19 protein-coding genes and 6 pseudogenes are annotated in these 25,771 nt (G+C 58.9%); 8 read left to right on the top strand and 17 right to left on the bottom strand.

What is annotated here, in order from left to right; genetic code table 11:
* Positions 1–97: 97 nt before the first annotated feature.
* Positions 98–1,104, bottom strand: a pseudogene (locus NKJ09_RS29835) (IS3 family transposase); the annotation flags it as partial.
* 539 nt (positions 1,105–1,643) lie between these two features.
* A complete protein-coding gene (locus NKJ09_RS29830; RefSeq protein WP_352764372.1) occupies positions 1,644–2,375 on the bottom strand; it encodes a GNAT family N-acetyltransferase in 732 nt (243 codons plus the stop codon).
* Between the two features lie 54 nt (positions 2,376–2,429).
* Here NKJ09_RS29830 and NKJ09_RS29825 point away from each other — a divergent pair, with 54 nt between their 5' ends.
* From NKJ09_RS29825 to NKJ09_RS32585, 3 genes and pseudogenes are all read left to right on the top strand, one after another.
* Entirely contained in the window at positions 2,430–2,762 is a 333-nt protein-coding gene (locus tag NKJ09_RS29825; RefSeq protein WP_352764370.1) for a hypothetical protein, read from the top strand.
* A 153-nt stretch (positions 2,763–2,915) separates the two neighbouring features.
* Positions 2,916–3,168: pseudogene (locus tag NKJ09_RS32590) on the top strand (IS110 family transposase); the annotation flags it as partial.
* A gap of 834 nt (positions 3,169–4,002) precedes the next feature.
* Positions 4,003–4,515, top strand: coding sequence for a transposase (locus NKJ09_RS32585; RefSeq protein WP_502901826.1), 513 nt, complete (start codon positions 4,003–4,005; stop codon positions 4,513–4,515).
* On the opposite strand, the gene NKJ09_RS29810 is transcribed toward NKJ09_RS32585, so the two are convergent.
* The 4 genes and pseudogenes from NKJ09_RS29810 to istB (NKJ09_RS29795) form a co-directional block, all read right to left on the bottom strand.
* The gene (locus tag NKJ09_RS29810) at positions 4,485–4,904 is read right to left on the bottom strand and encodes an SET domain-containing protein-lysine N-methyltransferase (protein ID WP_352764369.1); all 420 of its coding nucleotides are present in this window, start codon (positions 4,902–4,904) and stop codon (positions 4,485–4,487) included. The genes NKJ09_RS32585 and NKJ09_RS29810 overlap by 31 nt on opposite strands.
* A gap of 334 nt (positions 4,905–5,238) precedes the next feature.
* A complete protein-coding gene (locus NKJ09_RS29805; RefSeq protein WP_352764366.1) occupies positions 5,239–5,736 on the bottom strand; it encodes a group II intron maturase-specific domain-containing protein in 498 nt (165 codons plus the stop codon).
* Positions 5,733–6,032: a reverse transcriptase domain-containing protein gene (locus NKJ09_RS29800; RefSeq protein ID WP_352764377.1), complete on the bottom strand. Its 300-nt coding sequence runs from the start codon at positions 6,030–6,032 to the stop codon at positions 5,733–5,735. Before NKJ09_RS29800 ends, NKJ09_RS29805 begins: the two co-directional genes overlap by 4 nt.
* 949 nt (positions 6,033–6,981) lie before the next feature.
* Positions 6,982–7,761: pseudogene (istB, locus tag NKJ09_RS29795) on the bottom strand (IS21-like element helper ATPase IstB).
* A gap of 23 nt (positions 7,762–7,784) precedes the next feature.
* Here istB (NKJ09_RS29795) and tnpC (NKJ09_RS29790) point away from each other — a divergent pair.
* Positions 7,785–8,636, top strand: a pseudogene (tnpC, locus tag NKJ09_RS29790) (IS66 family transposase); the annotation flags it as partial.
* Positions 8,637–8,682: 46 nt separating this feature from the next.
* On the opposite strand, the pseudogene istB (NKJ09_RS29785) reads toward tnpC (NKJ09_RS29790), so the two are convergent.
* From istB (NKJ09_RS29785) to NKJ09_RS29775, 3 genes and pseudogenes are all read right to left on the bottom strand, one after another.
* Positions 8,683–9,457: pseudogene (gene istB / locus NKJ09_RS29785) on the bottom strand (IS21-like element helper ATPase IstB).
* A 17-nt stretch (positions 9,458–9,474) separates the two neighbouring features.
* Positions 9,475–11,028 carry an IS21 family transposase gene (istA, locus tag NKJ09_RS29780; RefSeq protein WP_352764363.1) on the bottom strand — a complete coding sequence of 518 codons (1,554 nt, stop codon included), beginning with the start codon at positions 11,026–11,028 and terminating at the stop codon, positions 9,475–9,477.
* 135 nt (positions 11,029–11,163) lie between these two features.
* Complete coding sequence (locus NKJ09_RS29775; protein WP_352764360.1) at positions 11,164–11,568, bottom strand: transposase; 405 nt, start codon at positions 11,566–11,568, stop codon at positions 11,164–11,166.
* Positions 11,569–11,678: 110 nt separating this feature from the next.
* On the opposite strand from NKJ09_RS29775, the pseudogene NKJ09_RS29770 reads away from it, so the two are divergent.
* The 4 genes and pseudogenes from NKJ09_RS29770 to tnpC (NKJ09_RS29755) form a co-directional block, all read left to right on the top strand.
* Positions 11,679–11,899, top strand: a pseudogene (locus tag NKJ09_RS29770) (transposase); the annotation flags it as partial.
* A 114-nt stretch (positions 11,900–12,013) separates the two neighbouring features.
* Complete coding sequence (locus NKJ09_RS29765) at positions 12,014–12,394, top strand: transposase (protein WP_245274633.1); 381 nt, start codon at positions 12,014–12,016, stop codon at positions 12,392–12,394.
* Entirely contained in the window at positions 12,391–12,735 is a 345-nt protein-coding gene (gene tnpB / locus NKJ09_RS29760) for an IS66 family insertion sequence element accessory protein TnpB (RefSeq protein ID WP_352642448.1), read from the top strand. Before NKJ09_RS29765 ends, tnpB begins: the two co-directional genes overlap by 4 nt.
* Positions 12,736–12,808: 73 nt before the next feature.
* Entirely contained in the window at positions 12,809–14,413 is a 1,605-nt protein-coding gene (gene tnpC / locus NKJ09_RS29755) for an IS66 family transposase (RefSeq protein WP_352764358.1), read from the top strand.
* Between the two features lie 291 nt (positions 14,414–14,704).
* Here tnpC (NKJ09_RS29755) and NKJ09_RS29750 read toward each other — a convergent pair whose 3' ends face one another.
* From NKJ09_RS29750 to NKJ09_RS29715, 8 genes are all read right to left on the bottom strand, one after another.
* Entirely contained in the window at positions 14,705–16,483 is a 1,779-nt protein-coding gene (locus NKJ09_RS29750) for an ABC transporter permease subunit (protein WP_352764355.1), read from the bottom strand.
* A 19-nt stretch (positions 16,484–16,502) separates the two neighbouring features.
* Entirely contained in the window at positions 16,503–17,501 is a 999-nt protein-coding gene (locus tag NKJ09_RS29745; RefSeq protein ID WP_352764375.1) for an ABC transporter ATP-binding protein, read from the bottom strand.
* A 252-nt stretch (positions 17,502–17,753) separates the two neighbouring features.
* Positions 17,754–18,854, bottom strand: coding sequence for an ABC transporter substrate-binding protein (locus NKJ09_RS29740; RefSeq protein WP_352764352.1), 1,101 nt, complete (start codon positions 18,852–18,854; stop codon positions 17,754–17,756).
* A 65-nt stretch (positions 18,855–18,919) separates the two neighbouring features.
* A complete protein-coding gene (locus tag NKJ09_RS29735) occupies positions 18,920–20,083 on the bottom strand; it encodes a M20 aminoacylase family protein (protein ID WP_352764349.1) in 1,164 nt (387 codons plus the stop codon).
* Positions 20,084–20,606: 523 nt separating this feature from the next.
* Positions 20,607–22,151: a fumarate hydratase gene (locus NKJ09_RS29730; protein ID WP_352764347.1), complete on the bottom strand. Its 1,545-nt coding sequence runs from the start codon at positions 22,149–22,151 to the stop codon at positions 20,607–20,609.
* Between the two features lie 4 nt (positions 22,152–22,155).
* On the bottom strand, positions 22,156–23,589 hold the full coding sequence (locus NKJ09_RS29725) for an aldehyde dehydrogenase family protein (protein ID WP_352764345.1): 1,434 nt from the start codon (positions 23,587–23,589) through the stop codon (positions 22,156–22,158).
* Between the two features lie 160 nt (positions 23,590–23,749).
* On the bottom strand, positions 23,750–24,676 hold the full coding sequence (locus NKJ09_RS29720) for a LysR family transcriptional regulator (protein ID WP_352764341.1): 927 nt from the start codon (positions 24,674–24,676) through the stop codon (positions 23,750–23,752).
* 146 nt (positions 24,677–24,822) lie between these two features.
* Positions 24,823–25,770, bottom strand: a complete 948-nt coding sequence (locus NKJ09_RS29715) for an HpcH/HpaI aldolase/citrate lyase family protein (protein WP_352764338.1) — start codon at positions 25,768–25,770, stop codon at positions 24,823–24,825.
* Between the last annotated feature and the right edge of the window lies 1 nt (position 25,771).

Raw genomic sequence — 25,771 nt, 5'->3', positions numbered from 1 at the left:
GCGCGCGGCAAAACCCAAAATACCCCACGGGATCGCATCCAGATCAGCAAAACCTATTCACTTCAACGACATAGACAGATGGGTGTTATGAAACAGGATTGTAGTCGGCGCGCCACAGGGCGATGGCTACGCGTGCCTGAGCCAGCGAAGTAACAGCGTCTCGTTGAGCAGTTCATCGCGCACTCGGCCGTTGAAGCTCTCGATAAAGCCATTCTGCAGCGCCTTGCAGGGCAATGTAATGCCATTCGACGCGATTCTGATCCGCCCAGGAGAGGATGGCGTTCGAGGTGAACTCGCTGCCATTGTCGCTGACGATCATTCTCGGCCGGCCGCGCTCGGTGATGAGCCGGTCCAATTCGCGGGCAACCCGCATGCCCGAGAGAGACAACGATGAGTGCCAGGCACTCTCTCGTGCAGTCGTCGACGACGGCCATGATGCGGAAGCGGCGCCCGTCGGTGAGCTGGTCGGATACGAAGTCGAGCGACCAGCGCTCGTCGGGCCTCAGCGGCACCAGCATCGGCGCCCTGGTCCCGATCGCCCGCTTGCGGCCGCCACGGCGGCGAACGGCGAGCTTCTCCTCCCGATAAAGCCGGAACAGCTTCTTGTGGTTCACGACCAGGCCCTCCCGCCTCAGCATCACGAGAAGACGCCGGTAGCCGAACCGACGACGCTCCTGCGCGATCGCCTTCATCCGCTCGCGAAGCTCGCGGTCGTCCGGCCTGCTGGTCTCGTAGCGAACCTCATGCGGCAGCAGCCGATGGCTTTACACGCCCGCCGTTCGCTCATCCCGAAGCCTTCCTTCAGGCGAGCGACAGCTTTCCGCTTGGCCGCGGGCGTCACCATTTCTTTCCCACAAGATCCTTCAACGCAGCATTGTCGAGCATGGCGTCGGCCAGAAGCCGCTTCAGCCGCGTGTTCTCGTCCTCCAGAGCCTTCAGTCGCCGAGCCTCGGAGACATCCATCCCGCCGAAGCGGGCCTTCCAGTTGTAAATCGAGGCGTCGCTGACCCCGTGCTTGCGGCACAGATCCGCAACCGATACCTCGGCCTCATGTTCCTTCAAAATTCCGATGATCTGCTCTTCAGAGAAGCGGCTACGTTTCATGTCCTGGTCCTCTCGATGGGCCAGAACGAACTTCAAACCGGATTAGATCAGAGGGGCAAGGTCACCAGCAACCATAGGGACTACGTCGTCCGAGCTGTCGATCGACGCGAGGAGGGCGCGTACCGCTGACAAACTATCCAGCGCATCATTTATTTCGCATCTGTCCGCCAACAAGACTGCCGATTCAATTTCAAGTACCTGTTGTCGATCATATCGAATGTGGCGCCGTACACGCACGTTCCAGCGCCCTGATGTAAGTCCGGTCAACGCAGGCCTCATGAGCCAACGGCTCCTATGATGGCCTCTTTGTCGTTGATACTGTCGCAGATTGTGGGCAAAGCCTTCTCGAATCTCCATATATGAGAGGCTAGCGGAAACAAGCGGCGGGCAACTCGCCGTAAGAACAAACGGCGCCCATAGGCGATCCTTCAAAAGCGCCGGGGGCAGATCGCCTCGGCACGCAGGTGAACAGGGTGCAGGATGTCCGCACTCGATACAGGGGCAAAGTTCGGCGCTGATTGACATCCGAGCGTTCCTAATTATGGAAAACCGAACTGCATTGTGGCGAGCACATACGTGCGGAAGGGTGACTCAATATCCCGCTGGATGTTGCCGCGGCGCATGGCCTTGGAATTCTCGACCTCGGTAATTCCAATTGAGTTCAGCCAATCCCCGAGCCCGGACTGATGACGAAGATCAACCCGAAAAAATGCGCCCATCCGGTGTGAAAACAGGAAGGACAACAAGCACCTTGCTTCTTCGGTGCTACCTCCGACGACTGGCCCAGCGACTTCGCCACGGCCGTACCGTAGCATTGCGGCATAACCCGCTACCTTCCCCGCGTGCCGTATGACAGCGAATACTCCCCTTTTCCAAAGGGAGGATATCAAGTTCCGGCGATCTATTCCCGTGGCGCTTCGATCGATCTCCGCAATTTGATCAAAATCATGTCGGGTTGCCCATTCAGCCCTACCCGGGTCCTCCTCGCCTTCAACTATTCCAACATGAGTGGGTACGACTTCCAACTGATCAAATCCGAGTTTGCGGTAGAGGATTTCCCCATCAGGCGTTGCTATGAGGCGGCATTCACGCCTGCCCGCTTTTTCTAAGGCGAGCTTCATGAGGTGACTGCCCAGCCCCTGGCCACGCATCTTTTCATCCACAACCAGAAGCCCGATAGTTGCGACCTCTCCAAAACAGGTCATGCACATCGTTCCAACCACATGGTTGTTCATAATTGCTACATAGCCGCAGCCTAAGCCCAGAAGCATCGACAAATCTTCCCTGCGGTGGCTCCACCCGAGCTGAGCCGTGATCGTCAGCGTTTGGCTGAGATGTACGCTTCGGAACTTGGCAAACTCGATCCCCGTGCTCCGCATAACCTTCTCCTCGCAAGTCTTGATCTCGAAAGCGTCAGCAATGCCACCGTGCCGCTCGGCGCCTCCGCAGCGGTTGGTGCCGCCCGCCTGAGATTCTTAGGCAGGCCAAGCGTTCGAAAACTCGATGGGCACTACATCGAACGGGTGCATCGCCCGTCGCTGTTCAAAGTGCAACAGGTATGCCAAATTGAAGAATTGTGTTCTTTCAATGCGTCAGGGTTCGCATCCGATTCTCCCTGGTTGTTTTGTGACAACTTTGTGGAGCTTTCGATGACATGATGCGCGAAGCCAGGTGGCGAAAAGGAACCTGACGTGCTCCCCTGGAAATGTCCACGCTTTGATTTTGGCCTGTTCTTCGGATGAGGAGAGAGGAAATGAAGCGTTCGAGATTTTTCCCACGGACAGATCACACGTTGATGCAGACCAGCCGTGCTCGGTCACGAGGTTCGGCTCATGCCGGCGTCGTATGTCAAGCCCTATGTGAAGAGGCAGAAGAATGACGCGACGGATGCCGAGGCGATCTGCGAAGCGGTGACGCGACCGACGATGCGCTTCGTTCCGGTGAAGAGCCAAGAGCAGCAGAGTGTGCTGATGCTGCATCGGGTCCGTGAGCTTCTGATCCGCCAGCGGACCATGCTGGTGAATGCCCTCCGTGGCCACCTGGCGGAGTTCGGAATCGTAACGCGCCAAGGCATTGCCGCTGTCGGCACGCTGATCGCACTCGTCGAGAGTGAAGGTTCTGATCTGCTTCCACCGCTTGCGCAGGCCGCACTTCGTCCCATAGTCGGCCAGTTGCGGATGGTGCACGAGAAGGTCAGCGAGATGGACCGCCAGATTCATGCTTGGCATCGCTCGAATGAACTGCCGTCGGCTCGAGACAATTCCTGGAATCGGTGCAACAACTTCATAATGCCCGCTATCAGTCGGATGAAGCGATTATCCGCTATCGATTTCATCCCCGTTACGGGGAAGCGGTTATTGTTGCCGGGCGCAATCGCCATGGCCTGTTGTTGCATTGGCAGGGCGGCGATCATACCCGCCTGACGGTGAGAAAGAACCGGCGGGGCCAAACGCGGTGGTCCGTCGAGCCGGAGACGGTAGTAGAGCTAATCCACGCCTGCGCGCGACTGATGCCCGACAAGGCCATTGCCGGACTACTCAACCGGGCAGGAAAGCGGACAGGTCGATCGAATGGATGGTCGCAGTCGCGTGTGCGGAGCTTCCGCAACACGCACGGCATCGCCGTCTACAGGATGGCGAATGGGCCGAGCGCGGCGAAGTCACGTTGACTGAAGCCGCCAGGATGCTCAATCGGAGCTCCGCGACGGTCCTTCGCCAGATTGCTGTCGGCATCATTCCTGCCGAGCAATCGAGCAATATTGTAAAGGCGCACCATGGGACAAACGACGGGATATCGAAGATTCGCGTCTGATCGTGTGCGTCAGGCACTCAAGGCGCCCGTCATCACAAAGTTCGGAGCAAAAGACCCTTGGCTTCAATAACGTAGCCAGATGGCATTATGACGAGGGACCACGTCTTGACGGCCGTCAGCTTCGTCACGGCGGTGGATGATCCAGCGCGCTTTGTCCACTCATTGGGTGTTGATGCCTACTTCGGCCTGACGCGGAGACGGTATCAATCGGGAGAAGTCGATCGTGACGGGTCGGTCTCAAAATGCGGTGACACGCTCACACGCACCTATCTCTTCGAGACTGCGGGCACTCTGTTGGCACGGGTCGCTGGATCGACGGCAGCGAATTCCGACCCGCGTCCTGAACTGCGGCGACCCAGCGTCAACCGCGAAGAGAACCACAGAGCCGGCAGGAACTTGGATAAGGCAAAAAGGAACTTGCAGTCAGCTCCGCGATCAGAGAACCCCATGTGGACGCCCCCACGGAGATGTGCAGAGTGGAGGTGTTCTCAGCCAACCTCTAGCCGTCATCTCTTCAGATTCACGCAGGCCGAGATTGCGCGGCTGTCGCCGCGCATCTTCTTTGGACCTCATTCAATGAAGTTTATATTAGACGGATAACCAGAGATATCGGTATACCGATGCGTTATTTCTTCTCCCACATTTATGTCCCTTATTGCCACGATGCTGGCCCACGCGCCGGTGTCTTCATCGGTCCAAAATATTTGCGCATTTGGGTTAAAAGAATGATTCACCATCGAGATGAGACCGAAGACAATGTACCCTGCCGGAGGATTCGATGTTAGTCCTTTATCCAGGCGCGCGAAGTAGTACTCTAATAAACCAGTGTTATCGATGAATCTTCCATCCTCATTATCAAACTCCCATGTTGGGGCACACTCAATTAAATCTCCCAATTTGAAAGAAATATTCGCAAACAGGCCACGACCTTTACCGGGTGCGTTTTTCACGTAAACGGCATTGCTACGATCAAAGATCTTATCGACCATCGTGCGTTCCTTTCCATTTTCAAGAATCCCGCATTCTTGCATTGTGTTCGCTACCGACGTGGCCGCCATTGAGCTTTGAAGTCGACGGCCATCCCGCTCGCCTAAGAGGCTCGCTGCTCTCGCCGCAAATCTCTTTAGTGGGAACTGTCACAGAGGCTTCGGCCGAATTAGCTATCATCATCACCACTCTCACGATGTCTAACCGACAACGGAGCACCTCCTCCGCTACCAACACACCCTGGCATCTGCTGGGCGTTTTTTAGCAAAATCACGTTTCGAAAGCCAAAATAGCCTGTCCTCAAGCTCGTCACAGCTACCAAGACGTGTAGTTGACTCAGCCCCGTAAGACACAACTACCAGCACTACATTGGCACATTTTTAGCGACGGGGGCTTTGTGGATCCCAAGAGGTAACTTCGGTGATTGATCGGGATAGGGGGACGTCTCGCGACGGCGCCCCTCCCACACCACCGGGCATACGGGTCCGTACTGTACCACGGCGGTTCGATCGGATTAAGCTTGGGCAGAGACATGAAGACGAGGGAGACCGAGAGACTCGAAGTAATGGTTGCGCAGGCCTGTTGGACCGCCGGGTGTGCTGACATGCGCCAGAATCCCGTCGGTGAACCGGCGGCAACCGCAGCTCCGAACTTTGGTACGCCGTGGCGACGCAGTTCCTTGAAGCGGTTGTGCCCGTTCCCCCATTGCCGCCAAAGATACAAACGTAGTCTTCGGCGGATCCACGCTTCCAAGTTCGTAAGCACTCGTGGGGTCTGGTAGAAGCCGAAGTAACCGCGCCATCCGATGAGGTATGGCTTCAGCTCTTTGATCAACTGCGGCAGACTGATCCCCGCGTCCGGCGCGTCATGTCCCGGATCAGCGTCTTGAACTTGTCGAGAGCTTTTGGCGCGATGCGCCGCTCGCTCCCGTCGTTCGAGATGCTGAACCCCAGGAACTTCCGCTCCTCCGGTCGCGCCACCGCGCTCTTCGCCTCGTTGACCTTCAGCCGCAGCTTCTTGGTCAGGAACCGGCTTACGGAAGCCATGACCCGTTCGCCGGCGCGGCGGCTGCGAACATAGATGTTGCAGTCTTCGGCGTAACGGCAGAAGCGGAGACCACGTCGGGCCAGTTCCTTGTCGAGGTCGTTGAGCAGGAGGTTGCTTAGGATGGGCGAGAGAGCGGACCGCCTTGGGGGTCCCTTCGTCCACCGGACTAGCCAGGCCGTCCTCCATCACCCCGGCATGAGGAATGCCCGGATGAGTTTGAGCACACGCGTATCGGACACCCTCGCGGCAACGCGCGCCATCAGGCTATCATGATTAACCCGCGGTCGAAGAATCTTTCGAGCTCGACGTCAACCGCGTAGCTGTAACCCTCGGCAATGTAGCAATGCGCTTGGGCTACCGCTTGATGGGCGGAGCGTCCCGGGCGGAAGCCGTAGCTGTGCTCTGAGAACGTCGGGTCCCACTGCTCATTGGAGGACCTGCAGCAGGGCTTGCTGGATCAGTCTGTCGACGACGCAAGCCGAGTTTTCTGACCCCGCCGTCCGGCTTGGGGATTTCGACCCGCTTGACCGGCTGCGGCTGATGGGTTCCCTCGAGCAATCGAGACCGAATGCTCGGCCAGTGCTCACGCAGGTAGCCCTTGGCGTCGTCGATGGTCATCCCATCCACCCCTGGACCGCCCTTGTTGCTTCGAACGCGCGTTTCCACGCTGTTTCCAGATTCTCTCGGCTACATACCGTCTCCATTAGCTGTTCTGTCCAAGCCGGGCTTTCGGGTGCCGACTTCGCCACGCGTGGTTCGGCCCCTTGGTGACCGCTGACAGGGGCTTCACCCCGGTCCTCGGTTCCAGGGCCAGTGAATACTGGGTCTTTTGCCGCTTTCCACTCATGAGTTGCCGGTCCTACTTGCCACTTCCAATCGTTCGGGCCTTCGGTCATCGTTTCCGGCTCGGCCTATCCATTTGCTCCGCCTTTCGGCCTTGGAGTGCCTCACTAGCCTTGCCGACAGTGCCAGAAGGCCGTGTCAAACGAATCCAGGAATTGACCCCTTTGGCGAACTGAAGAACTGACCCCTTCATTGGTTTGCTGTTTCGTTTGTTTCGGGCACCGAGCCGACCTTCTGCAGAAGGCCGGACCGTCGCTTTTCGCGCAGCCTGTAGCTGTCCCCCCTGATGGTGATCACAGTTGAATGGTGAAGCAGGCGATCAAGGATCGCGGTTGCCACCACGGGATCGCCAAACACGCTGCCCCATTCGCCCACCGAGCGGTTGGAGGTGATCAGGATCGATCCCCGCTCATAACGCCGCGACACCAGCTGGAAGAACAGATGCGCGGCATTGGCTTCAACGGGAGATAGCCGAGCTCGTCGATGATCAACAGTTTCGGCCGCGACAGGGTCGTCAGCTGCTTTTCGAGTGAACCGTCGTCATGGGCCTTGGCCAGCATCGCTACGAGCGTGGCCACCTTGACGAACTGGACGCTATGGTTCTGCCGGATCGCCTCGCGCCAGAGAGCCACCGCGAGATGTGTCTTGCCCGTACCCGGAGGTCCAAGCAACAGCACCGTGTCGCCATGAGCAATCCAGCGGCAGGTCGCCAGCTCCCGGATTTGGCGCTGATCCAGCGACGGCTGCGCGTCGAAGTCGAAGCCGTCGAGTTCGCGCACAAACGGGAACTGCGCGATCTTGCCTGCCATGGAGATGCGCCGCTCGTCGCGCCTCGCGATCTCGCGCGTAACGAGGAAGGCCCAAGCCTCGCGCAAGGTCATTTGCGAACGCGCCGCTTCGTCCAGCAGCGTATCGAGCTGATCCCGGATCGCGGTCAGCTCCAGCCGGGTCGAGCATTGCGACCAACATCTCGTGATCGACCGCCGTAAATCGTCTCCGAACGGCTCGATGTCACCCCGGCGAAGTTCCGGGTGATCGTCACGCGTCGCCCCAAATATGCCTACAAGGGTTGGGACGGCGTCATCCAGGCAGCCGCGCCCGCCCGCATCATCGAAAGCGGCATTCCGACCGAAGCGCTGCTGGCGCAGATCGCGGTGTCGAAATACGCCGATGGCCTGCCGCTCTACCGCCAGGAAGCGATCTATGCCCGCGATCAGGTCGAGATCGACCGGTCACAGATGGCGCAGTGGATGGGCAAGCTCGGCTTCGAGCTCGAGCCGCTCGCCGATTACGCACTGGCTCGCATTAAGCAGGGGGAGCGGGTCTTCGCCGATGAGACCACGCTGCCAACGCTGGCGCCGGGATCTGGCAAGGCCAAGACGGCCTACCTGTGGACCTATGTCCGCGATGATCGGCCGTTCGGCGGCAGTGGACCGCCCATTGTTGTCTATTGCTTCGAGGACAGCCGCGCCGGCGAATGTGTCGCCCGTCATCTGGACGGCTATCGCGGCATCCTGCAAGTCGACGGATACGCCGCCTATAACCGGCTGGCCCGATCCGATCGGGGCAATGACGGCGTGATGCTGGCGGCGTGCTGGTCGCACGTGCGGCGCAAGTTCTACGAACTGCATGCCGCAGGCTCCTCCGTTATCGCCTCGCAGACGGTGGCGCAGATGGCCATCGCGCACCAGTGCCAAAAGGCCGTCGGGACCTTTTCTAAAATCGACGGGATGACTGGCGACCAACACCTTCACGCCCGCCGGGATCATGCCTGGCGAACCGCCTGCGCATTTCGCAAAAACGGGACAGTCGTTCCGCCAAATCGCGGACAGCAGTTTCACTAAGTCGCGGACAGCAGGATGGGGTCGGCCCCCGGTTGCCTGGTTGAACTCATTTGCGATTGATTTCGCCGTTTTCGGCGCCGGTCAAGAGCGGCGGTGTTTTTTGCTTTCTCATGCTGTCGCCTTCGAGGGTGACGCGATGGGCGTTGTGAACGATCCGGTCGAGAATGGCGTCGGCGATTGTCGGCTCGCCGATCATGGCATGCCACTGGGCGATCGGCGGTTGCGCGGTGATCAGCGTCGATTTCCGGCGATAGCGTTCCTCGAAGATTTCCAGCAGATCGAGACGCTGCTGGTCGGTCAGGCTGTGGGTGCCCCAGTCGTCAAGGATGAGCAGTTGCAGTTGCACCCGAGCCAGCTTGTCGATGAGACGGGGCGTCGAGACGCGCCAGGGCGAGATCTTCGAACAGACGCGGCATGCGCAGGTAGAGCACGGAATGATCGAGCCGGGCGGCCTGACGTCCGAAGGCGCAGGCCAGCCAGGTCTTTCCGGTGCCGGTCTGCCCGGTGATGATGAGGTTTTCATGCGCCTTCAGCCAGGCGCCTTGGGCCAGCGACAGCGTATTGCGCCGGTCGAGCCCGCGATGCGCGGCGAAGTCGATGTTCTCGATGCAGGCGTCGACAAAGCGCAGCCGGGCAACGGCGAGACGGTTGGTCAGACGCTTGTCGGCACGCATGGCGGCTTCACGATCGAGCATCAGGCCAAGCCATTCGTCGCGACTGAGATCGTCGGCGTTGCTCTGGTCGGCCAGGTCCCGATAGGCGGCGGCCATTCCGCCAAGGCCGAGAGCCTGCATCTGGTCGAGGGTTGGATGTGTCAGCATGGTTGGTTTCCTTTCCTTCATTGGTAATAGGAGCCGCCGCGGATGTTGGTGTGCGATGGCGTGGGCTTGACCGGCTCGGCCGCGGGCGGCACGCGGTCGAGGCCGGATTTGAGGATGGCGTTGACGGAGGAGTAGGTGATCGCATTGATGGTCAGCGCCCGCGCGCAGGCCGCCTCGAGCCGATCCCGCTCGTAGCGACGGGCCAGCGAGAGGATGCCAAACGCGGAGCGGTATCCCTGCTCGGGATGGGGACGGTCGCGCATCATCCGCTCGACCAGCATGGCGGTGTTGGCGCCGATCCCGGCTGCCTGCCGGATCAGGTTCGCCGGCGTCGTGTTGGCATAGCGCTGGTGCGCCTTGGGCATGTGCTCGTTGACGGTGACATGGCCGCAGCGATGCGAGCGGCGGACATGGCTGGCGACGCGCTTGTGATCATGGAAGAGCTCGACCACCCGGTGGGTGAGCCGCACATCCACGCGCCGCCCGATCAGCGCATGCGGCACCGAGTAGAAGGTCCTGTCGATCTCGACATGGTAGTCGGGATGCACCATGGCCGATTTCCACTCCGCATATTCGAACGGCGCCGGCGGCAGCGGCGCCAGAGCCGACCGCTCGACCTCCTCGAACAGTTCGCGGCGGCTTTTGCCGACATGGCGCATGGGGCGGTTGTTGAGATCCTCCAGCAGAACCGCAATGGTAGCGTTGATATCGCCGAGACTGAAGAAGCGCCGGTTGCGCAGCCGGGCCAGGACCCAGCGCTCGACGATCAGCACCGCGCCCTCGACCTTGCCCTTGTCGCGCGGCTTGCGGCTGCGGGTCGGCAGGATCGTCGTGTCGTAATGTTCGGCCATGGCGGCGAAGGTCTGGTTGAGCGTCGGCTCGAACCACAGCGCCTTGGCGACGCCGGCCTTCAGATTGTCGCAGACGATCGCCTTAGTTACCCCGCCGAAGAAGGTGAGTGCCCGGCACTGGCCCTCGATCCAGTCCGGCAGTTTTTGGCTGAAGCTGGCAGGGGCAAAGGTGAAGGACGAGGCGCCCAGCACTGCAACGAAGATCTGAGCCTGGTAGATGACGCCAGTATCGGGATCGACAACGGGCACGGTGTGGCCCGCATAGTCGGTCTGCATCACCGCGCCCGCCTCGTGGCGGTTACGGAACGTTGCGCTCGACCGGCGCTGGAAAGCGCCGAACCGGTCACAAAACCAGGTGTAGCCATAACCATCGGGGTGCGCCGCGCGGTATTCCTGCCACAACAACGTCAGCGTCACGCCCTTGCGCTTCAGCTCGCGCGAGATCATCGCCCAATCGGGCTCGTCCAAATCCTGTGGCGGACGGCCAACCCGGCGAAACAGAAGCCGCTCAAGCAATACGTCATTGTCATAGCCCGGCGGCAGCGGCCAGTCCGAGATGCCAGCCTCACGCGCCCGCAACAGATAGGTCGAAACCGAAGTCTTGCTGATCTTCAGCCGTTCCGACACCGCTCGCACCGAGAGGCCCTGCTCATGCGTCAGGCGCAGGATGGATCGTAGGTCTTTCACTGTCGTTCGTCTCGCTTGCTTCCGTCTTGGCATGGCCCCTCTCAACCCGATGATGAGAGGGCAAAATGCCAGAACGACGCTCCCGAGAACCGACCGTTATCCGCCCCGAAGACTGTCCGGGATTTAGCGGAATCACTGTCCCGAATTACTGAAATCGCTGTCCGCGAATTAGCGGAATGGGTGTCCGCGAATTTCTGAAACACGCACCGCCCGGATAATCCGCACCAGCTGCTCCTCATTGATATCGGCACCGGCGCGAATGACCACGCCACCCAGCTCGATCTCCACCGACGCAGACGCTGTCGGCGTGACCTCGACAAAGCCGAGCCGCTCCGCATCCCTGTGTGGCGTGACCGCACCGCTCTTGATCGGCTTGCTCCGCCAGCCGAACAGCTGGGCCGGCGCCATCCCCGCTTGTCTGGCAATGGCCGATACATTCGCGCCTGGCTTCAGTGTCGCCTCGATCAGCCGCGAGTTCGCTTCCGCCGACCAGCGCCGGCGCGGACGCTGCGGGCTTGCCTCCAGTCGGTTGGCAACCGCTTCAAGAACATGGAAACTTCTATCATCAGGCATAGGCGCAGACATAGAAATTGACACTGCAAGCTCCTCGGCTCCTTGCTTCAGTGTCAGTATGTCTCGCTCATCACCTCAAGCCGCGCCAGATGGGGTCAGCTTGGCGCTTACTCTCCGACAGCGCCGGCGCGCAGATGATCTTCGAGGCCATTCGCAAGCGCTGGCCATGGATTCCGCCGACGGCGGCTATGATAGCAGGCAATTGCTGGACAAGGGCGCTCTCCTCGACTTCGTAACCGAAGTGGAGCGCTGCATCGACACCGGGGCCGGCTTCAAGGTGCTGCCCAGGCGTTGGCTGGTCGAGCGAACCTTCGGCTGGCTCATACGATGGTGCGTAAGCGCCAAGCTGACCCCATCTGGCGCGGCTTGAGGTGATGAGCGAGACATACTGACACTGAAGCAAGGAGCCGAGGAGCTTGCAGTGTCAATTTCTATGTCTGCGCCTATGCCTGATGATAGAAGTTTCCATGTTCTTGAAGCGGTTGCCAACCGACTGGAGGCAAGCCCGCAGCGTCCGCGCCGGCGCTGGTCGGCGGAAGCGAAGTCGCGGCTGATCGAGGCGACACTGAAGCCGGGCGCGAATGTATCGGCCATTGCCAGACAGGCGGGGATGGCGCCGGCCCAGCTGTTCGGCTGGCGGAGCAAGGCGATCAAGAGCGGTGCGGTCACGCCACACAGGGATGCGGAGCGGCTCGGCTTTGTCGAGGTCACGCCGACAGCGTCTGCGTCGGTGGAGATCGAGCTGGGTGGCGTGGTCATTCGCGCCGGTGCCGATATCAATGAGGAGCAGCTGGTGCGGATTATCCGGGCGGTTCGCCAGGCATGATCCCGGCTGGCGTGAAGGTGTTGCTCGCCAGTCATCCCGTCGATTTTAGAAAAGGTCCCGACGGCCTTTTGGCACTGGTGCGCGATGCCGGCTCGGATCCATTCAACGGCGCACTTTATGTATTCCGCGCCAAAAGAGCGGACAGGATCAAGATCGTCTGGTGGGACGGCAGCGGCGTGTGTCTTTATGCCAAGCGGCTGGATGAGGCGAAGTTCTGCTGGCCGCGGATCGGCCACCACCGGGTCCAGCTCAATCATGCTCAGCTCATGGCTCTGGTTGACGGAATGGACTGGAAACGGGTTCGAACGGAGACCGTCAGGCGGCCGCAATCGGTTGGGTAAAACCCTGCGGCATGATGAATCAGGGATCTGAAAAAGCGGGAAAATTGCCCGCGAATATGCTCTGATTTTGGCCATGTCGGCACCCGATCTCGCGCTCCCGGACGACGTTGACGCGCTCAAGGCGATGGTTGTTGCCATGGCCGAAAAAGCCGCCGGTCTGGAAGAGCGTAATGCCGATCTCGAAGCCCACAATACGCATCTCGAGTTGGTCAACAAGAGCGCCGAGGAGCGGATCGCACGACTGACGGCGGTGGTGAAGATGCTGGAGCGGGCGCGCTTCGGCAGCCGCTCCGAAAGGTTGCGGGCCGGTGCGCTGAGCGAGGAGCAGTATGCGCTGGTCTTCGACGAGATCGAAACCGGCGTGGCGGCCATCCAAGCGCAGATGGAGAAGTCTGCGGGCGGCTCGAAAGCGAAGCGCGCTCCGCGTCCTCGCAAAGGCTTTGCGGCCCATCTCGAACGGGTCGAGGTGGTCATCGAGCCCGAAACGCCTGCTGGCTGCGAAGCGCTGGAAAAGATCCTGATCGGCGAGGACGTCTCCGAACGGCTCGATGTCACCCCGGCGAAGTTCCGGGTGATCGTTACGCGTCGCCCCAAATATGCCTACAAGGGTTGGGACGGCGTCATCCAGGCAGCCGCGCCCGCCCGCATCATCGAAAGCGGCATTCCGACCGAAGCGCTGCTGGCGCAGATCGCGGTGTCGAAATACGCCGATGGCCTGCCGCTCTACCGCCAGGAAGCGATTTATGCCCGCGATCAGGTCGAGATCGACCGGTCACAGATGGCGCAGTGGATGGGCAAGCTCGGCTTCGAGCTCGAGCCGCTCGCCGATTACGCACTGGCTCGCATCAAGCAGGGGGAGCGGGTCTTCGCCGATGAGACCACGCTGCCAACGCTGGCGCCGGGATCTGGCAAGGCCAAGACGGCCTACCTCTGGACCTATGTCCGCGATGATCGGCCCTTTGGCGGCAGTGGACCGCCCATCGTCGCCTACCGCTTCGAGGACAGCCGCGCCGGCGAATGTGTCGCCCGTCATCTGGACGGCTATCGCGGCATCCTGCAAGTCGACGGATACGCCGCCTATAACCGGCTGGCCCGATCCGATCGGGGCAATGACGGCGTGATGCTGGCGGCGTGCTGGTCGCACGTGCGGCGCAAGTTCTACGAACTGCATGCCGCAGGCTCCTCCGTTATCGCCTCGCAGACGGTGGCGCAGATGGCCCCACTGTGGGCCGCCGAGGAGGCCGTACGCGGCCAGGACCCGGCAGTACGGATAACTGCGCGTCAGGAGAAATCCGCCGTCATCGTTGCCGCTCTCTTTGCGCTGTGGGAAAAGGAGCTGCCCAAGCTGTCGGGAAAATCGAAGCCGGCCGAGGCGATCCGCTATGCACTCGGCCGGCGTGCCGCGCTGGAGCGCTTCCTCACTGACGGCCGGATCGAAATCGACTCCAACACCGTCGAGCGCGCCATCCGGCCGCAGACAATTACCCGAAAGAACAGCCTCTTCGCGGGCAGCGACGGCGGCGGACGGACATGGGCCACCATCGCCACCCTGCTGACCACCGCCAAGATGAATCAGGTCGATCCGCACGCCTGGCTCACCCTGACCCTCGAGCGCATTGCCAATGGCTGGCCAAACAGCGATATCGACGCCCTCATGCCATGGAATTACCAGCGCTGAACGGCCTCAGCTGCCCGCTTACGATGGTGCCGCCTCGTGCGCGACTACGAACGACGCATCGACGTCTCCTAAACCATGATCCACGCCGCCATGGGCAGCCACTTTGGTGCGCAGAATCAGCCATTGAACCAATTCCCACACACGGACTCTATTGAGCGATCCGGTCGCCCCCATGTTTTTGCGGCACGCTCAAGAGCGTGACCAAATGTATGGCCAAGAAGTGCCACTTCAGCTGTTGCGGTAACATAGCTGCATTCAACTCGTCCATTTATCCCTGCCAATATGCACCATTCAAGCTGCGGTTCCAGGAACCGCCAATCCCCGAGCCGAGGGCTTGGATCGCCACCAGACGACATAGATTGCGATCAACCAAAGTACTGGAAGAAGAACCAGTAGTGACGACACCGCAGCGATCGTCGGATCGATCTGGTGCCGCATGTTCTCCCACATCTTTAGGGGCAAGGTGCGGATCGAAAGTCCGCTAACAAGGGACGAAATGACGACTTCATCAAATGAGTGGATGAACGCAAACACCGCGCCACCGATGATCCCTGGCATGATCAGCGGCAACGTGACTCTGGCTAACGTCTGCATGGGATTGGCCCTCATGCTCAGGGCGGCCCGTTCAAGTCGCCGGTCGAAGTTTGCCAGAGTCGCCGATACAATTACGACTACGTATCCTATGCCACCGATGCTATGAGCTAGAACCATCCCTGCCTTTGTGCCGATCAGACCCATATTGACCAATCCGAGATAGGTCGCGATGCCGACCACGATGACTGGAAAAGTGATCGGAGTCAGCATGACCAAAGTTAGGACGCTTCGAATACGGGATGATGTGCGGCTGAGACCATAGGCAGCGAGTGTTCCGGCAACTGTCGAAATCAAGGCAACTGCCACGCCGATTTCCATACTTGTGAGAAGGGCGCCATTCCAAGAAGGATCTCCGAAGAAGGCTCGATACCACTGAAGCGAGAATCCGGAAGGGGGAAATTCTAGAAATGCACCATCGCTGAACGACATGACGATGACAACGACGCCAGGAAAGAGGAGGAAAATCAGGACCAGCGCGACAAACACTTTCCCGACGATTAAGCGAGCATGTGACTTGCCCCCCGCCTTGTACAACTGCGTCCTCCAGCGCTTTGCGCGGTTTGACACGCTAAGTTCGTTCAGATAGCGCGCAAGCGACGCCGACAGTGTTCGCAGGTTCCAGCGGGAGCTACGGGCACTCACCAAGTCTCCTGGATTTCCGGTAAGATCGAATCCAATGATCGATAGCATAAGTATGGCGATTGCCAGCAGCACGAACGCTGAAGCAGCCACGCGTGCCATGTTGAACGCGCTGGCTACCTGCGCGGCAATAAAGGTGGACAGCATGGCATCCCGCAGCCCACCGAGGGCGGCGGGCGTAATATAAAATCCCAGGCACAAAACGAAAACCAGAAGTGATCCGCTGCGCAGGCCAGGAAGGCTGAGCGGGAGGAACACCCGCCAGAATGCGGTAAAGGGACGTGCCCCCATACTCCGGGCGGCCGCCATGAGGGATCCATCAATGCCAAGCATCACGCTTATTAAAGGCAAGATCATCACCGGTAACATGATGTGCACCATCCCGATGTAGACAGCTGTCCTGTTATAAATGAGCGGCAGCGGGCTGGTGATGAAGCCGTGGTTCAACAGGAGGTTGTTAATAAGGCCTCGGTCACCAAGGATCACAATCCAGGCATAGGTACGAGCAAGGAGACTGGTGAGATAAGGGATAACAACAAGCACAATGAGCGCCGAGCGGACCTGCCTGGGGGCGGCCGATATAAAGTAGGCGGTTGGGTACCCAATGATGACACAAATCGCCGTGGCTACGAGGCTCATTTCAAGGGTCTGAAAAAGCACTCTCAGATTCGCGGGCTGCTTGATGAACCCCTCATAATTGACCAACGAAAACGCCGGCGCGTTCAGGCTCGTCAAGAACATCATGACGATCGGCACGCCAAAGACGACCATAAGGAGGCCGAAAGCCGGCAAGCCTAGGCCGATCGGCAGCCGGCCAAGTCTGCGAAGTGTCGGCATTGCGCTGCGTTCCTCGCGTCTAAGCCGTGACGAACCGGATATCTGTGCGCAACCAATCGAGTCGCACTTCGTCTCCCTTACGGAAAACCTGCTGTCCCGCGGCAACGTGCTCTCGGACAATCAGTTGCGCATGTCCAACGCGGACCTGGTACTTCCGCAAAGGACCAGCGTAGATCATTTCTTCAACCGTCCCAGAGACTTCCTGTCGGTCGTCGGCAAATCCTCGACCAGCAGCATCTGGCGCCCAGATACGAATGCGCTCCGGCCGGACCATGGCAATGGTTTCCGACGATTGGGGGACGTCGGCCCCAACCGCGAGGCCGATATCGTCGAGGAAATTGGCTTCGCCGAGAAAATTCGCGACGAAGCGCGTCGCCGGCCGATCATACAGAGATTCTGGGGTATCGGTCTGCTCTATTTGACCTGCTCGCATTACAACGATGCGGTCAGAAAGCGTCAGGGCTTCTTCTTGGTCATGCGTGACACAAACAGTGGTAATGCCGAACTCCCGATGCAAGGTCTTGATCTCGCCTTGCATCTGTTCGCGGAGATTCCGGTCGAGCGCGCCCAGCGGCTCGTCAAGAAGAAGGATGGGAGGATCGGCAATAAGTGCCCTGGCGAGTGCCACGCGTTGCTGCTGCCCACCACTCAGCTGAGAAGGCATTCGGTCGCCGAAATCTCCGAGATGGACCCGGTTCAATATACGCTCGACGCGCGCCGACCTGTCCTTTTGCTTCACACCGCGCATTTCAAGGGGGAACTCGAGGTTTCCCCGTACCGATAGGTGTGGGAACAGCGCATAGCTCTGAAAAACGATGCCCTGATCACGGCGATAGGACGGGACGGCAGCTACCGACTTGCCTCCGATCACAATGTCGCCGGTGTTTGGAGCCTCGAAGCCGGCCAGTAACATCAATGTGGTGGTTTTACCCGAGCCGCTAGGTCCGAGGATGGTTAGGAACTCTCCGCGCTCGACGGTCAGCGAAAGGTTCCTGACTGCAGCTACCTGACCGTACATCTTCGTTACGTCACGGAATTCGATTTGAGCGGAAGTTTGGCTGGTTTCCAATCCTTCGTCCTTTGTAAGCGAGCAGGTTTTCACGCAATATTCACAATGGATTCTTCCGGACGAAGTTTCTACCCCGGCTTCCGGAGGCGCTGATCCACAGCCCGGTCCTTTTCATGAAACGCGTGTTATGCCGACGGCCCGCTTGTGAAGCCCAAGGTGCAGCCGCCGGTATTGCGCACGGTCAGCGCGCTTTGAGCTGCTTTAGAGAAGGATCCACTCGTTCCAACGCTGGATCAGACGCTCGGTGTTAGTTACACCATCAGATCCCACTTCGCCGTACCACTTCATATTCATCGGGATGCTGTTCGCAATATAGTCCGGGTGGCTGGCGAGTTTACGGCCTGTCTCTTCCGGAAGAGACTTAAAGGCATTGAGGTTGGTCGGCCCATATGGAATGAGCTTCGCGAATTCGGCCTGCCGGTCGGCACGGCTTGCGAACTCGACGAACTTTTGGGCGTTCGCCTTGTTCGGCGTGCCCCTGGGAATGATCCAGAAATCGCATGTCAGCTTCGCCTGGTTCCGGTTAATCTCGAGCGGAGCCCCCTGATCGATAAGCAGGCTCGCGCGTCCGTCGTACGAGTTCATGAGATCGGCAACCTTATCGTGCATGATCTGCTGGATTTCAGAGCCGGTTCCCCACCACTTCCGGATGTGGGGCTTGATTTTGTCCAAACTGGCAAATATGCGATCGATGTCCATGGGATAGATAGCGTTGGGAGCAACGCCATCTGCCAGGAGCGCTTCCTCCCATGGCCCTTCCGATCCAAACTGCCCGGACACGAGCGAGCGAACACCCGGAAACTTTTCGGCATCCCAGAACTCGGTCCACGTTTTCGGACGTGGTTTGTTCGCTGGGAACTTCTCGGTGTTGTAGACCATTGTGTAAGCATAAATCAGCGCGGCCACGCCATACTTTTCCTTGCCGAAACTGACGAGACCGTCGAGTTCATCCTTCTTGAAGATCGAGTAATCGATCTCCTCAAGATACCCCTTCGCTGCAGCGGCCATCGTCGATCCCTGCGGCAGGCCTGCCACATCGGCCGACACGCTGTTATTGGTGACCATAAGCTCAATCTGCGCGAAGTCGATCTGGTCGGTGACCGCAGTCACCTGGATCCCCGTTTCCGCTTCAAAAGGCTTCACATACGCGCCCATGACAGCCTTGCCGGCGTCACCACCGTATACCAAAACGCGCAATTCGCCCGGGTTCTGCGCCTTAGCTTTTGAAGAAACTGAGCCCAGAGCCCCCAATACAAGGGCCGACGACCCAGCCTGCATCAGATGTCTGCGATTGATTCTCATGTTCTTGTTCCCTTTTGTTTATCTCGTTATTGGCCAAACCTCTTCCAGCGCATACGGCTAGTCGATCAGGAAGCGAGGGCAGTCTCCACCAAGTTCACCCAATAGCCGATGCCATACGGCAGAGCTTCGTCATCGAAGTCATAGGACGGATTATGGAGGGAGGCACTGGGCCCGTTGCCCATGAAAATGAAGGCGCCTGGCCGCGCTTCAAGCATGTAGGCGAAATCCTCGGATCCCATGAGCGGCTTGATCTTTGCATCGACGGAAGCCGCACCCACAATGCCAGACGCGGCTTTCACGGCCAGCTCAGTACCTTCAGTTCGGTTCATCGTAACCGGATCAAGGCGACGGTAGTTGAGTTCCACATCCCCCCCAAACGCACGGGCGATACTCTGAGCGCATGCGAGGATTCGGCCCTCGGCGAAGTCCCTCAGGGCTGGCGACAGCGTCCTCACGGTTCCCGCCATCTCCACACGCTCGGGAACGATATTGTAGGCATCGCCGGCATGGAGCTTGGTGATCGAAATGACCAGCGATTGTAGCGCGTCGGTGCCTCGGGATACGAGAGACTGAAGACCAACGATCACGTGTCCGGCTATCATAATCGGATCAATGGTCTGATGAGGCATTGCTGCATGGCCTCCCTTGCCAACAACAGCTAAGTCGAACTCGTCTAGCGCCGCCAGAATTGGGCCATCGCAAATACCGAACTTGCCGATATCCATACCGGGCATGTTGTGCATGCCAAACACCTGCGAAATGCCGAAACGGTCCATGATGCCTTCCTCGACCATTCTCTGGCCGCCTAGGGCTCCCTCCTCCGCCGGCTGGAAGATCAAGGCTACGGAACCTTTGAAATTTCGGGTGCCCGCCAAATGTTTCGCAGCACCGAGCAGCATCGCCGTGTGGCCGTCATGGCCACAGGCATGCATCTTGCCTGGAATTTCGGAAGACCATGGCTTGCCGGATGCCTCGCGGATGGGCAATGCGTCCATATCCGCACGCAAGCCAATCGTCGGGCCTTCTCCACCTTCACCCTGGATGAGGGCCACAATCCCAGTTTCGGCAATTCCGGTCTCAATATGATTGATGCCGAAGGAGGCCAGCTTTTCCGTGACAAACCGAGCGGTGTTATGCACTCGGTAGTCGAGTTCAGGGTTCCGGTGAAGGTAGCGCCGCCACTCGGCGACCTCGCCGTGTAAGGGCTTGAACTCATCAACGCTGCGCATGCCTGCACTCCACATCGCTATCGGAATAATCCCAGGCGTCGCTGCTTTTCACAGCAGTCACCAGACTCGGACCGTCTCCCCGATCTCCCCATGAAACGCCAGCGTTATGACACTGGCGGGAGACGTGTTGTGACATTGGTTGCCGCGTCCGTCATTCGTTGCAACGAAGATCGGTCGTCGGGGCGGTCCAAGTCAAATGCAGTGTTTATATCGTCGCCATCTGGGTTCGAGATAAAGTTGTAAAGCCGAGGACGATCGTAGGCGCGGCGCTCGGGCGTGGCTTAAGGCCGGAAAAAGGGTCGCCTGATGCGCTTCGCTATAGACTCCTGAAGAAATGCCTCGCGTGTGCTGGAGACTTCGATTCGCCGAATGGCAGCGTAGGCAAATGGATCTTGAGATCACCACGCTTGTTGCGAGTCATGGTGGCTGTGGGCTGCCGACGGTATACATCCGGTGACTCACGTTTGGAGGGCGTTATCCGCACCGCCTCATAGTGAGATAAGTATCCGGGGCGCCACTTGACCTAAATGCCAATGCTGCGTGCAATGCTGTCGGCCGCCATTCTTTTGCGCCACTCGGTGGGTCCCGATTGGTGAACCGACTCGCCTTTCACGTCGACTGCCATGATCACCGGCATGTCCTGCACCTCGAACTCATAGATCGCCTCCATGCCCAACTCTTCGAACGCTACCACGCGCGCGGACTTAATGGATTTGGAGATCAGATAGGCAGCGCCCCCAACCGCGATGAGGTAAGGCGCCTTATGACGGACAATGGACTCGATGGCAGCTGGCCCCCTCTCCGCCTTACCCACCATTGCGTGGAGCCCAGTTTCGGCAAGAATTGTTTCTACGAACCCATCCATGCGACTTGACGTGGTCGGTCCAGCAGGCCCTACGACTTCACTACCAACTGCGCGGACGGGCCCGACATAGTAAATCACACGTCCCCGCAAATCGACCGGGAGCGGTTTTCCGAGCGCGATCAGATCGACCATCCGTTTGTGCGCTGCATCCCGACCCGTCAGTAACTTCCCTGACAAAAGCAGCGTCTCGCCGCATCGCCACGTTGCCGTTTCTTCCCTTGTCAGTGTATCAAGATTAACTCGCCGCACTCTTGCACTGCGCAGGTCCACTTCTTCAATTATGGGCCACATGGAAATGTCTGGCGGCTGAAGTTGAACCGGTCCCGAGCCGTCCAGTGTGAACTTCAAATGCCTGTTTGCGGCACATTGCGGGATCAGTGCGACTGGCTGCGAGGCGGCGTGCGTCGGATATGTAGCAACCTTGACATCAACAACAGTTGTGAGCCCGCCAAGGCCTTGTGCACCGATTCCTAATGCGTTGATCCTGTGGTATAGTTCCACGCGAAGCGCCTCTTCCGCATTCCTGGCACCCCTTGCAATCAAGTCCGCCATGTCGATGGGTTCGTTCATCGCTTCTTTAGCCAGCAGCATGGCCTTTTCGGCGCTACCTCCAATCCCGACCGAAATCAGGCCAGGTGGGCACCAGCCGCTGCCAAGCGACGCTACTGTTTCCACAACCCAGTCGGCGACCGATGCAGCAGGATTTAGCTGGGTGAACCGGGCCTTGTTTTCAGATCCTCCGCCTTTCGCAGCAATCGTAATCTCAACGGTATTGCCGCGTACCAGATCAACGTAGACAACCGCAGGGGTGTTGTCCCGTGTGTTGGCGCGTTTCGCGAGCGGGTCCGCAACCACTGACGGTCTGAGCGGATTGTTAGGATCAAGATAGGCCCGTCTCACACCATCATTGATCAACTCCGAGAAGCTAGCGCTTGAGCGGATTCGGGCGCCAATGCCGACCTTCGCGAATACCACCACCAGGCCTGTGTCCTGGCAGATCGGCCGTCGGCCGAACGCCGCCATCCGCGAATTGAGCAATATCTGACCAATAGCGTTCTTCGCCGACGGATTTTGCTCCCGTTTATAGGCATCTGACAGGTACTGGATATAGTCTGGAGGGTGATAATATGAGATATACTGAAGGGCGTCGGCAACGCTCTGCGTAATATCCTCGCCAGTGATGGTGCGTGTCTTTGTGGCCACAATTTTATCCGAACGAACCCATCCCGTTGATCAGCTTGAGGTTTTGAAAGCTGCGCAAACCCAATTCGCCCCCTTCGTACCCGTACCCACTTTGATTTATGCCCCCGTTTGGGGCGTCAGCGGACACGCCTTTGAGGTAATTTACGCTAACCGCGCCGGCCGCTAGAGCGCTAACCAGCCTAAGTGTTATATCTGGCGAGCTGGTGAAGAAATATGAGGCCAAGCCATATTCCGTCGTGTTGGCCCGCAAGATGGCTTCCTCAAGCGTATCGAAGCTCTCAACAGTCAGGATCGGTCCGAAAGGTTCCTCCTTCAAGACCTTTGAATCGGCGGGAACATCGGTCAAGATAGTCGGTGGCCAGAAAAATCCCGGTCGATCTAATCGGGATCCGCCAATCTCGACGTGAGCCCCGCGGTCCACGGCATCCTTCGTTAAACGCTCCATGGCCTCGACGCGCCGTGCATTCGCCATCGGTCCCATTTCCGTCGAGGGATCCTCCGGAGCGCCGATTCTAATTTTCGAGACTGTCTCAGTCATTCTGGCAACAAATTCATTATAGAGCGGCCGCGCCACCAAAACCCGACTGGGCGCGTTGCAGCTTTGGCCAGCGCACTCGAATTTGTATTCTGCGATAAGCGGAATCGTCTTCGCGAGATCCGCGTCTTCGCACACGATCACAGGGGAATGGCCGCCAAGTTCCAACACACAACGCTGCAGGTTGTTCGCCGCCAGCTTCGCTAGCTGTTTGCCTACGCCCGTAGAGCCGGTGAATGTAAGGACCTTTACCACCGTCGATGCCAGAAGGTGCTCGGAAATCTGGGCCGGGACGCCGAACACGAGATTCACCACGCCGACCGGTATTCCGGCCTCCTGCAAGGACTGCACGAGAAAAACAGCCGCGCTCGGCGTCTCCTCTGCGCCTTTCAAAATGACCGGACAGCCTGCGGCCAGCGGCGCGGCCAACTTGCGAGCGTTCAAGACGGCAGGATAGTTCCACGGGGTGAATGCGGCGACGACACCTATCCCCTCGGGAACGATCATACGGCCTGGGCCCATTGGAATGGGTTTTGATAGGTTTTCCGCGAGCTGGCCGTTCCACTCGAGGGTTTCCACGGCGCGTTCATATTCGCCCTTTGCTTCCGCGATCGTCTTGCCCTGCTCGCGGGAGAGCGACTTGGCAGCGGCATCGATCTTGTCCTTAAGAATCCCAGCCGCCTTCACGAGAATTGCGCCCCGGTCCCCCGCGGGCAAAGCGGCCCAAGCTTCTCGGGCGCATTCGGCCGAAGCAAGAGCCTCGTCAAGATCTGATACCGATGCCGAAGCGACTTGCCCAAAAACCTGCTCGGTTGCTGGATTGATTAGCGGCAGCTTCTTTCCATCACTGGCGGCGCGCCACATGCCATTGATGAACAGCTCATAGCTCGTCTCGCCAAACATTCCGTTGCTCCGCCTGAGGTAATTTCGGCGTAGGAACTCTAACACCATGGATCCTGCGCATCAGCACTTTCAGCGTGGTCGAGGCGGCCGGTCAAATACCGAATAATGTCGAAATCCATCTTGAATCGAGATCAATGCCCGTTCGTGACTTGGTATGGGGTCACGACTCAAGAGGTAGTGTGGCAGGCCATTTCCCGCTTTCAATAAGGTTTTTGACGACCTTCGGTATCAGCTTGCGCACAGCAGCGACAGCTGGCGAGCGTTCATCCTTGGGATTCGCTGCCAGCACAACAGAACGGGTGATCACAGGATCAACGATCCTGACCGTCCTCACCAATCCCTGTATCGCCTCTTTCTGGATCGCTGATGGAGTCAGTATCGAGTACGCGCGTCCTTCCGTAACCATATTAATGATGGTGGATAGCGAATCCACTTCGAAGCGGACGTCCAGCTTGCAACCGTGCTGCGCCACCACATCCGCGACGGACCGCCTGACGTTGTTGTTTCGCATTGGCACGGCGAGGGGAAAGGCGTGAAGGTCCGCAAGACCGATCGAATCTTCGAACGGAGGTAGTTCCGGAGGCACCACCAGGCAAAATTCCTCTCGCGCGAGAACGGTCATTTGCCCTGGACTTTCCGCTGTTCGATAAAGCACGGCGAGACTGAAGCGACCAGCGCTCATCCACTCCTCGAGTGGGCCCGTCATGCCTTCCACCATTTTAAGGGAAACCCCCGGCAGTTCGCTCCGTGCTGCTGCCAGAAGTTCGCCACTCAGGACGCGGGCGGCCCCCGATGGTACGCCAAGTGTCACCTCTCCCGAAGGCGAAGCAGTCGTGTTGGTCAGTTCAGCTTTCGTAAGCTGTATCTCCCGGAGGATTGTTCGCGCGTGCTCGAGCAGCTTTGCGCCGGAATCGGTTACGTTAACGCCGGTCCTATCACGGACTAGAAGGCGAGTGCCGAAGCTTTCCTCTAACTGACGAACGTGCAGGCTAAGCGCGCTTTGCGCTACGTTCAACTGGGCTGCGGCTTTCGTGAAGCTTCCCGCTTCGACAACGCCGACGAAATACCTGAGCTGCCTGATTTCCACGATTTTAGCGTTCCACATTCGGTCCTGACCGTATCAGGAGCCTGATCAGTTGAAGCTATCTTGAAACGCGATGGTGGAGAAGCTTTATAACGAGCAAAGTTGCCGCGCTCTGGCGGCAGAGACGTCCAGTGGCCGAGTGAACCGCCTCAGCTGCCTCCCGCTAGTGCGAGCATCTCCTGCGCGCGCCGTACTATCGGCGGATCAATCATTTTGCCGGCCACGGCAAAGGCGCTGTTGCCCTGTTCAGCAGCTTGGTGGTTCGCTGCCACCACACGACCCGCCCACTCGAGTTCTTCAACGGTCGGCGAAAAAGCCTCATTGAGAATGGCCACCTGCGACGGGTGTATGGCCAAAGCCCCGGCAAACCCGAGGCGCCGCGCGTGCGTTGCAACCTGCCGGAATTTTTGAATATCAGAGAAATCCCCAATACCTCCTATAAAGCCCAGGGGAAGAATGCCTGCCGCACGCGCAGCGAAAAGTACCGAAAGGTTGGGGCCAAGCAGAAGGTCAAAATCGGGGGCCGCGCCCACAGCTGCGCTGAAATCCTCCGGACCAAGCGCCATAGCGGCCATCCTCGGGTGTCCGCTAGCGATCTGGGGTAGGCGCAACAGAGCCGCTGGCGTCTCGATCTGCGCCAAGAGTTTGATCGCGCCGAGCACAAGTCCTCGTTCGCGCTCGAGTTCCTCGATTGCCCCGGCGACTTCCACTATCCATTCGGCGGAATCTACCTTGGGAAGTACCAGCCCATGCACCCCTGGGATGACCGAAACCTCCAAGTCTACGGCCAAACTTCTCAAACCCCGGTTGACGCGAACCAAAACGGACGCGCCGCGGCTGCCAACCTGCGCCACGGACGCGGAGAGTTGCCGCCGAGCTTCGGATTTTCGGTCTTGGGGAACCGCGTCCTCCAGATCCAAAATGATTCCGTCCGCTCCGCGTTCGTTCGCCTTTTTGACGAACCGATCGACATGGGCAGGTACAAAAAGTAAGGACTTCCAACGAGGAACGGGATTCCCTTGGTGCAGACCCGGACCCGGCATTTGATGCATGGAGTAGCCTTGTTCTGGGAAAGGTAAAATGCCGGCGGATTCCAAT

The sequence above is a fragment of the Mesorhizobium sp. M0189 genome (assembly GCF_040322135.1).
GTDB lineage: Bacteria > Pseudomonadota > Alphaproteobacteria > Rhizobiales > Rhizobiaceae > Mesorhizobium.
Note: the sequence above shows the minus strand (reverse complement) of the source record. Positions and strands in the feature narration are given on the sequence as shown.

What these genes read in the sequence shown, in the direction of transcription:
- NKJ09_RS29810 (WP_352764369.1), bottom strand. Translation starts at nt 4,904, where the DNA reads ATGGTCGATAAGATCTTTGATCGTAGCAATGCCGTTTACGTGAAAAAC.
- NKJ09_RS29725 (WP_352764345.1), bottom strand. Translation starts at nt 23,589, where the DNA reads ATGTTTGGCGAGACGAGCTATGAGCTGTTCATCAATGGCATGTGGCGC.
- NKJ09_RS32585 (WP_502901826.1), top strand. Translation starts at nt 4,003, where the DNA reads ATGACGAGGGACCACGTCTTGACGGCCGTCAGCTTCGTCACGGCGGTG.
- NKJ09_RS29745 (WP_352764375.1), bottom strand. Translation starts at nt 17,501, where the DNA reads ATGTACGGTCAGGTAGCTGCAGTCAGGAACCTTTCGCTGACCGTCGAG.
- istA (WP_352764363.1), bottom strand. Translation starts at nt 11,028, where the DNA reads ATGCCAAGACGGAAGCAAGCGAGACGAACGACAGTGAAAGACCTACGA.
- NKJ09_RS29735 (WP_352764349.1), bottom strand. Translation starts at nt 20,083, where the DNA reads ATGCGCAGCGTTGATGAGTTCAAGCCCTTACACGGCGAGGTCGCCGAG.
- NKJ09_RS29750 (WP_352764355.1), bottom strand. Translation starts at nt 16,483, where the DNA reads ATGCCGACACTTCGCAGACTTGGCCGGCTGCCGATCGGCCTAGGCTTG.
- NKJ09_RS29830 (WP_352764372.1), bottom strand. Translation starts at nt 2,375, where the DNA reads ATGCTTCTGGGCTTAGGCTGCGGCTATGTAGCAATTATGAACAACCAT.
- tnpC (WP_352764358.1), top strand. Translation starts at nt 12,809, where the DNA reads ATGTCGGCACCCGATCTCGCGCTCCCGGACGACGTTGACGCGCTCAAG.
- NKJ09_RS29765 (WP_245274633.1), top strand. Translation starts at nt 12,014, where the DNA reads ATGCCTGATGATAGAAGTTTCCATGTTCTTGAAGCGGTTGCCAACCGA.
- tnpB (WP_352642448.1), top strand. Translation starts at nt 12,391, where the DNA reads ATGATCCCGGCTGGCGTGAAGGTGTTGCTCGCCAGTCATCCCGTCGAT.
- NKJ09_RS29740 (WP_352764352.1), bottom strand. Translation starts at nt 18,854, where the DNA reads ATGAGAATCAATCGCAGACATCTGATGCAGGCTGGGTCGTCGGCCCTT.
- NKJ09_RS29775 (WP_352764360.1), bottom strand. Translation starts at nt 11,568, where the DNA reads ATGCCTGATGATAGAAGTTTCCATGTTCTTGAAGCGGTTGCCAACCGA.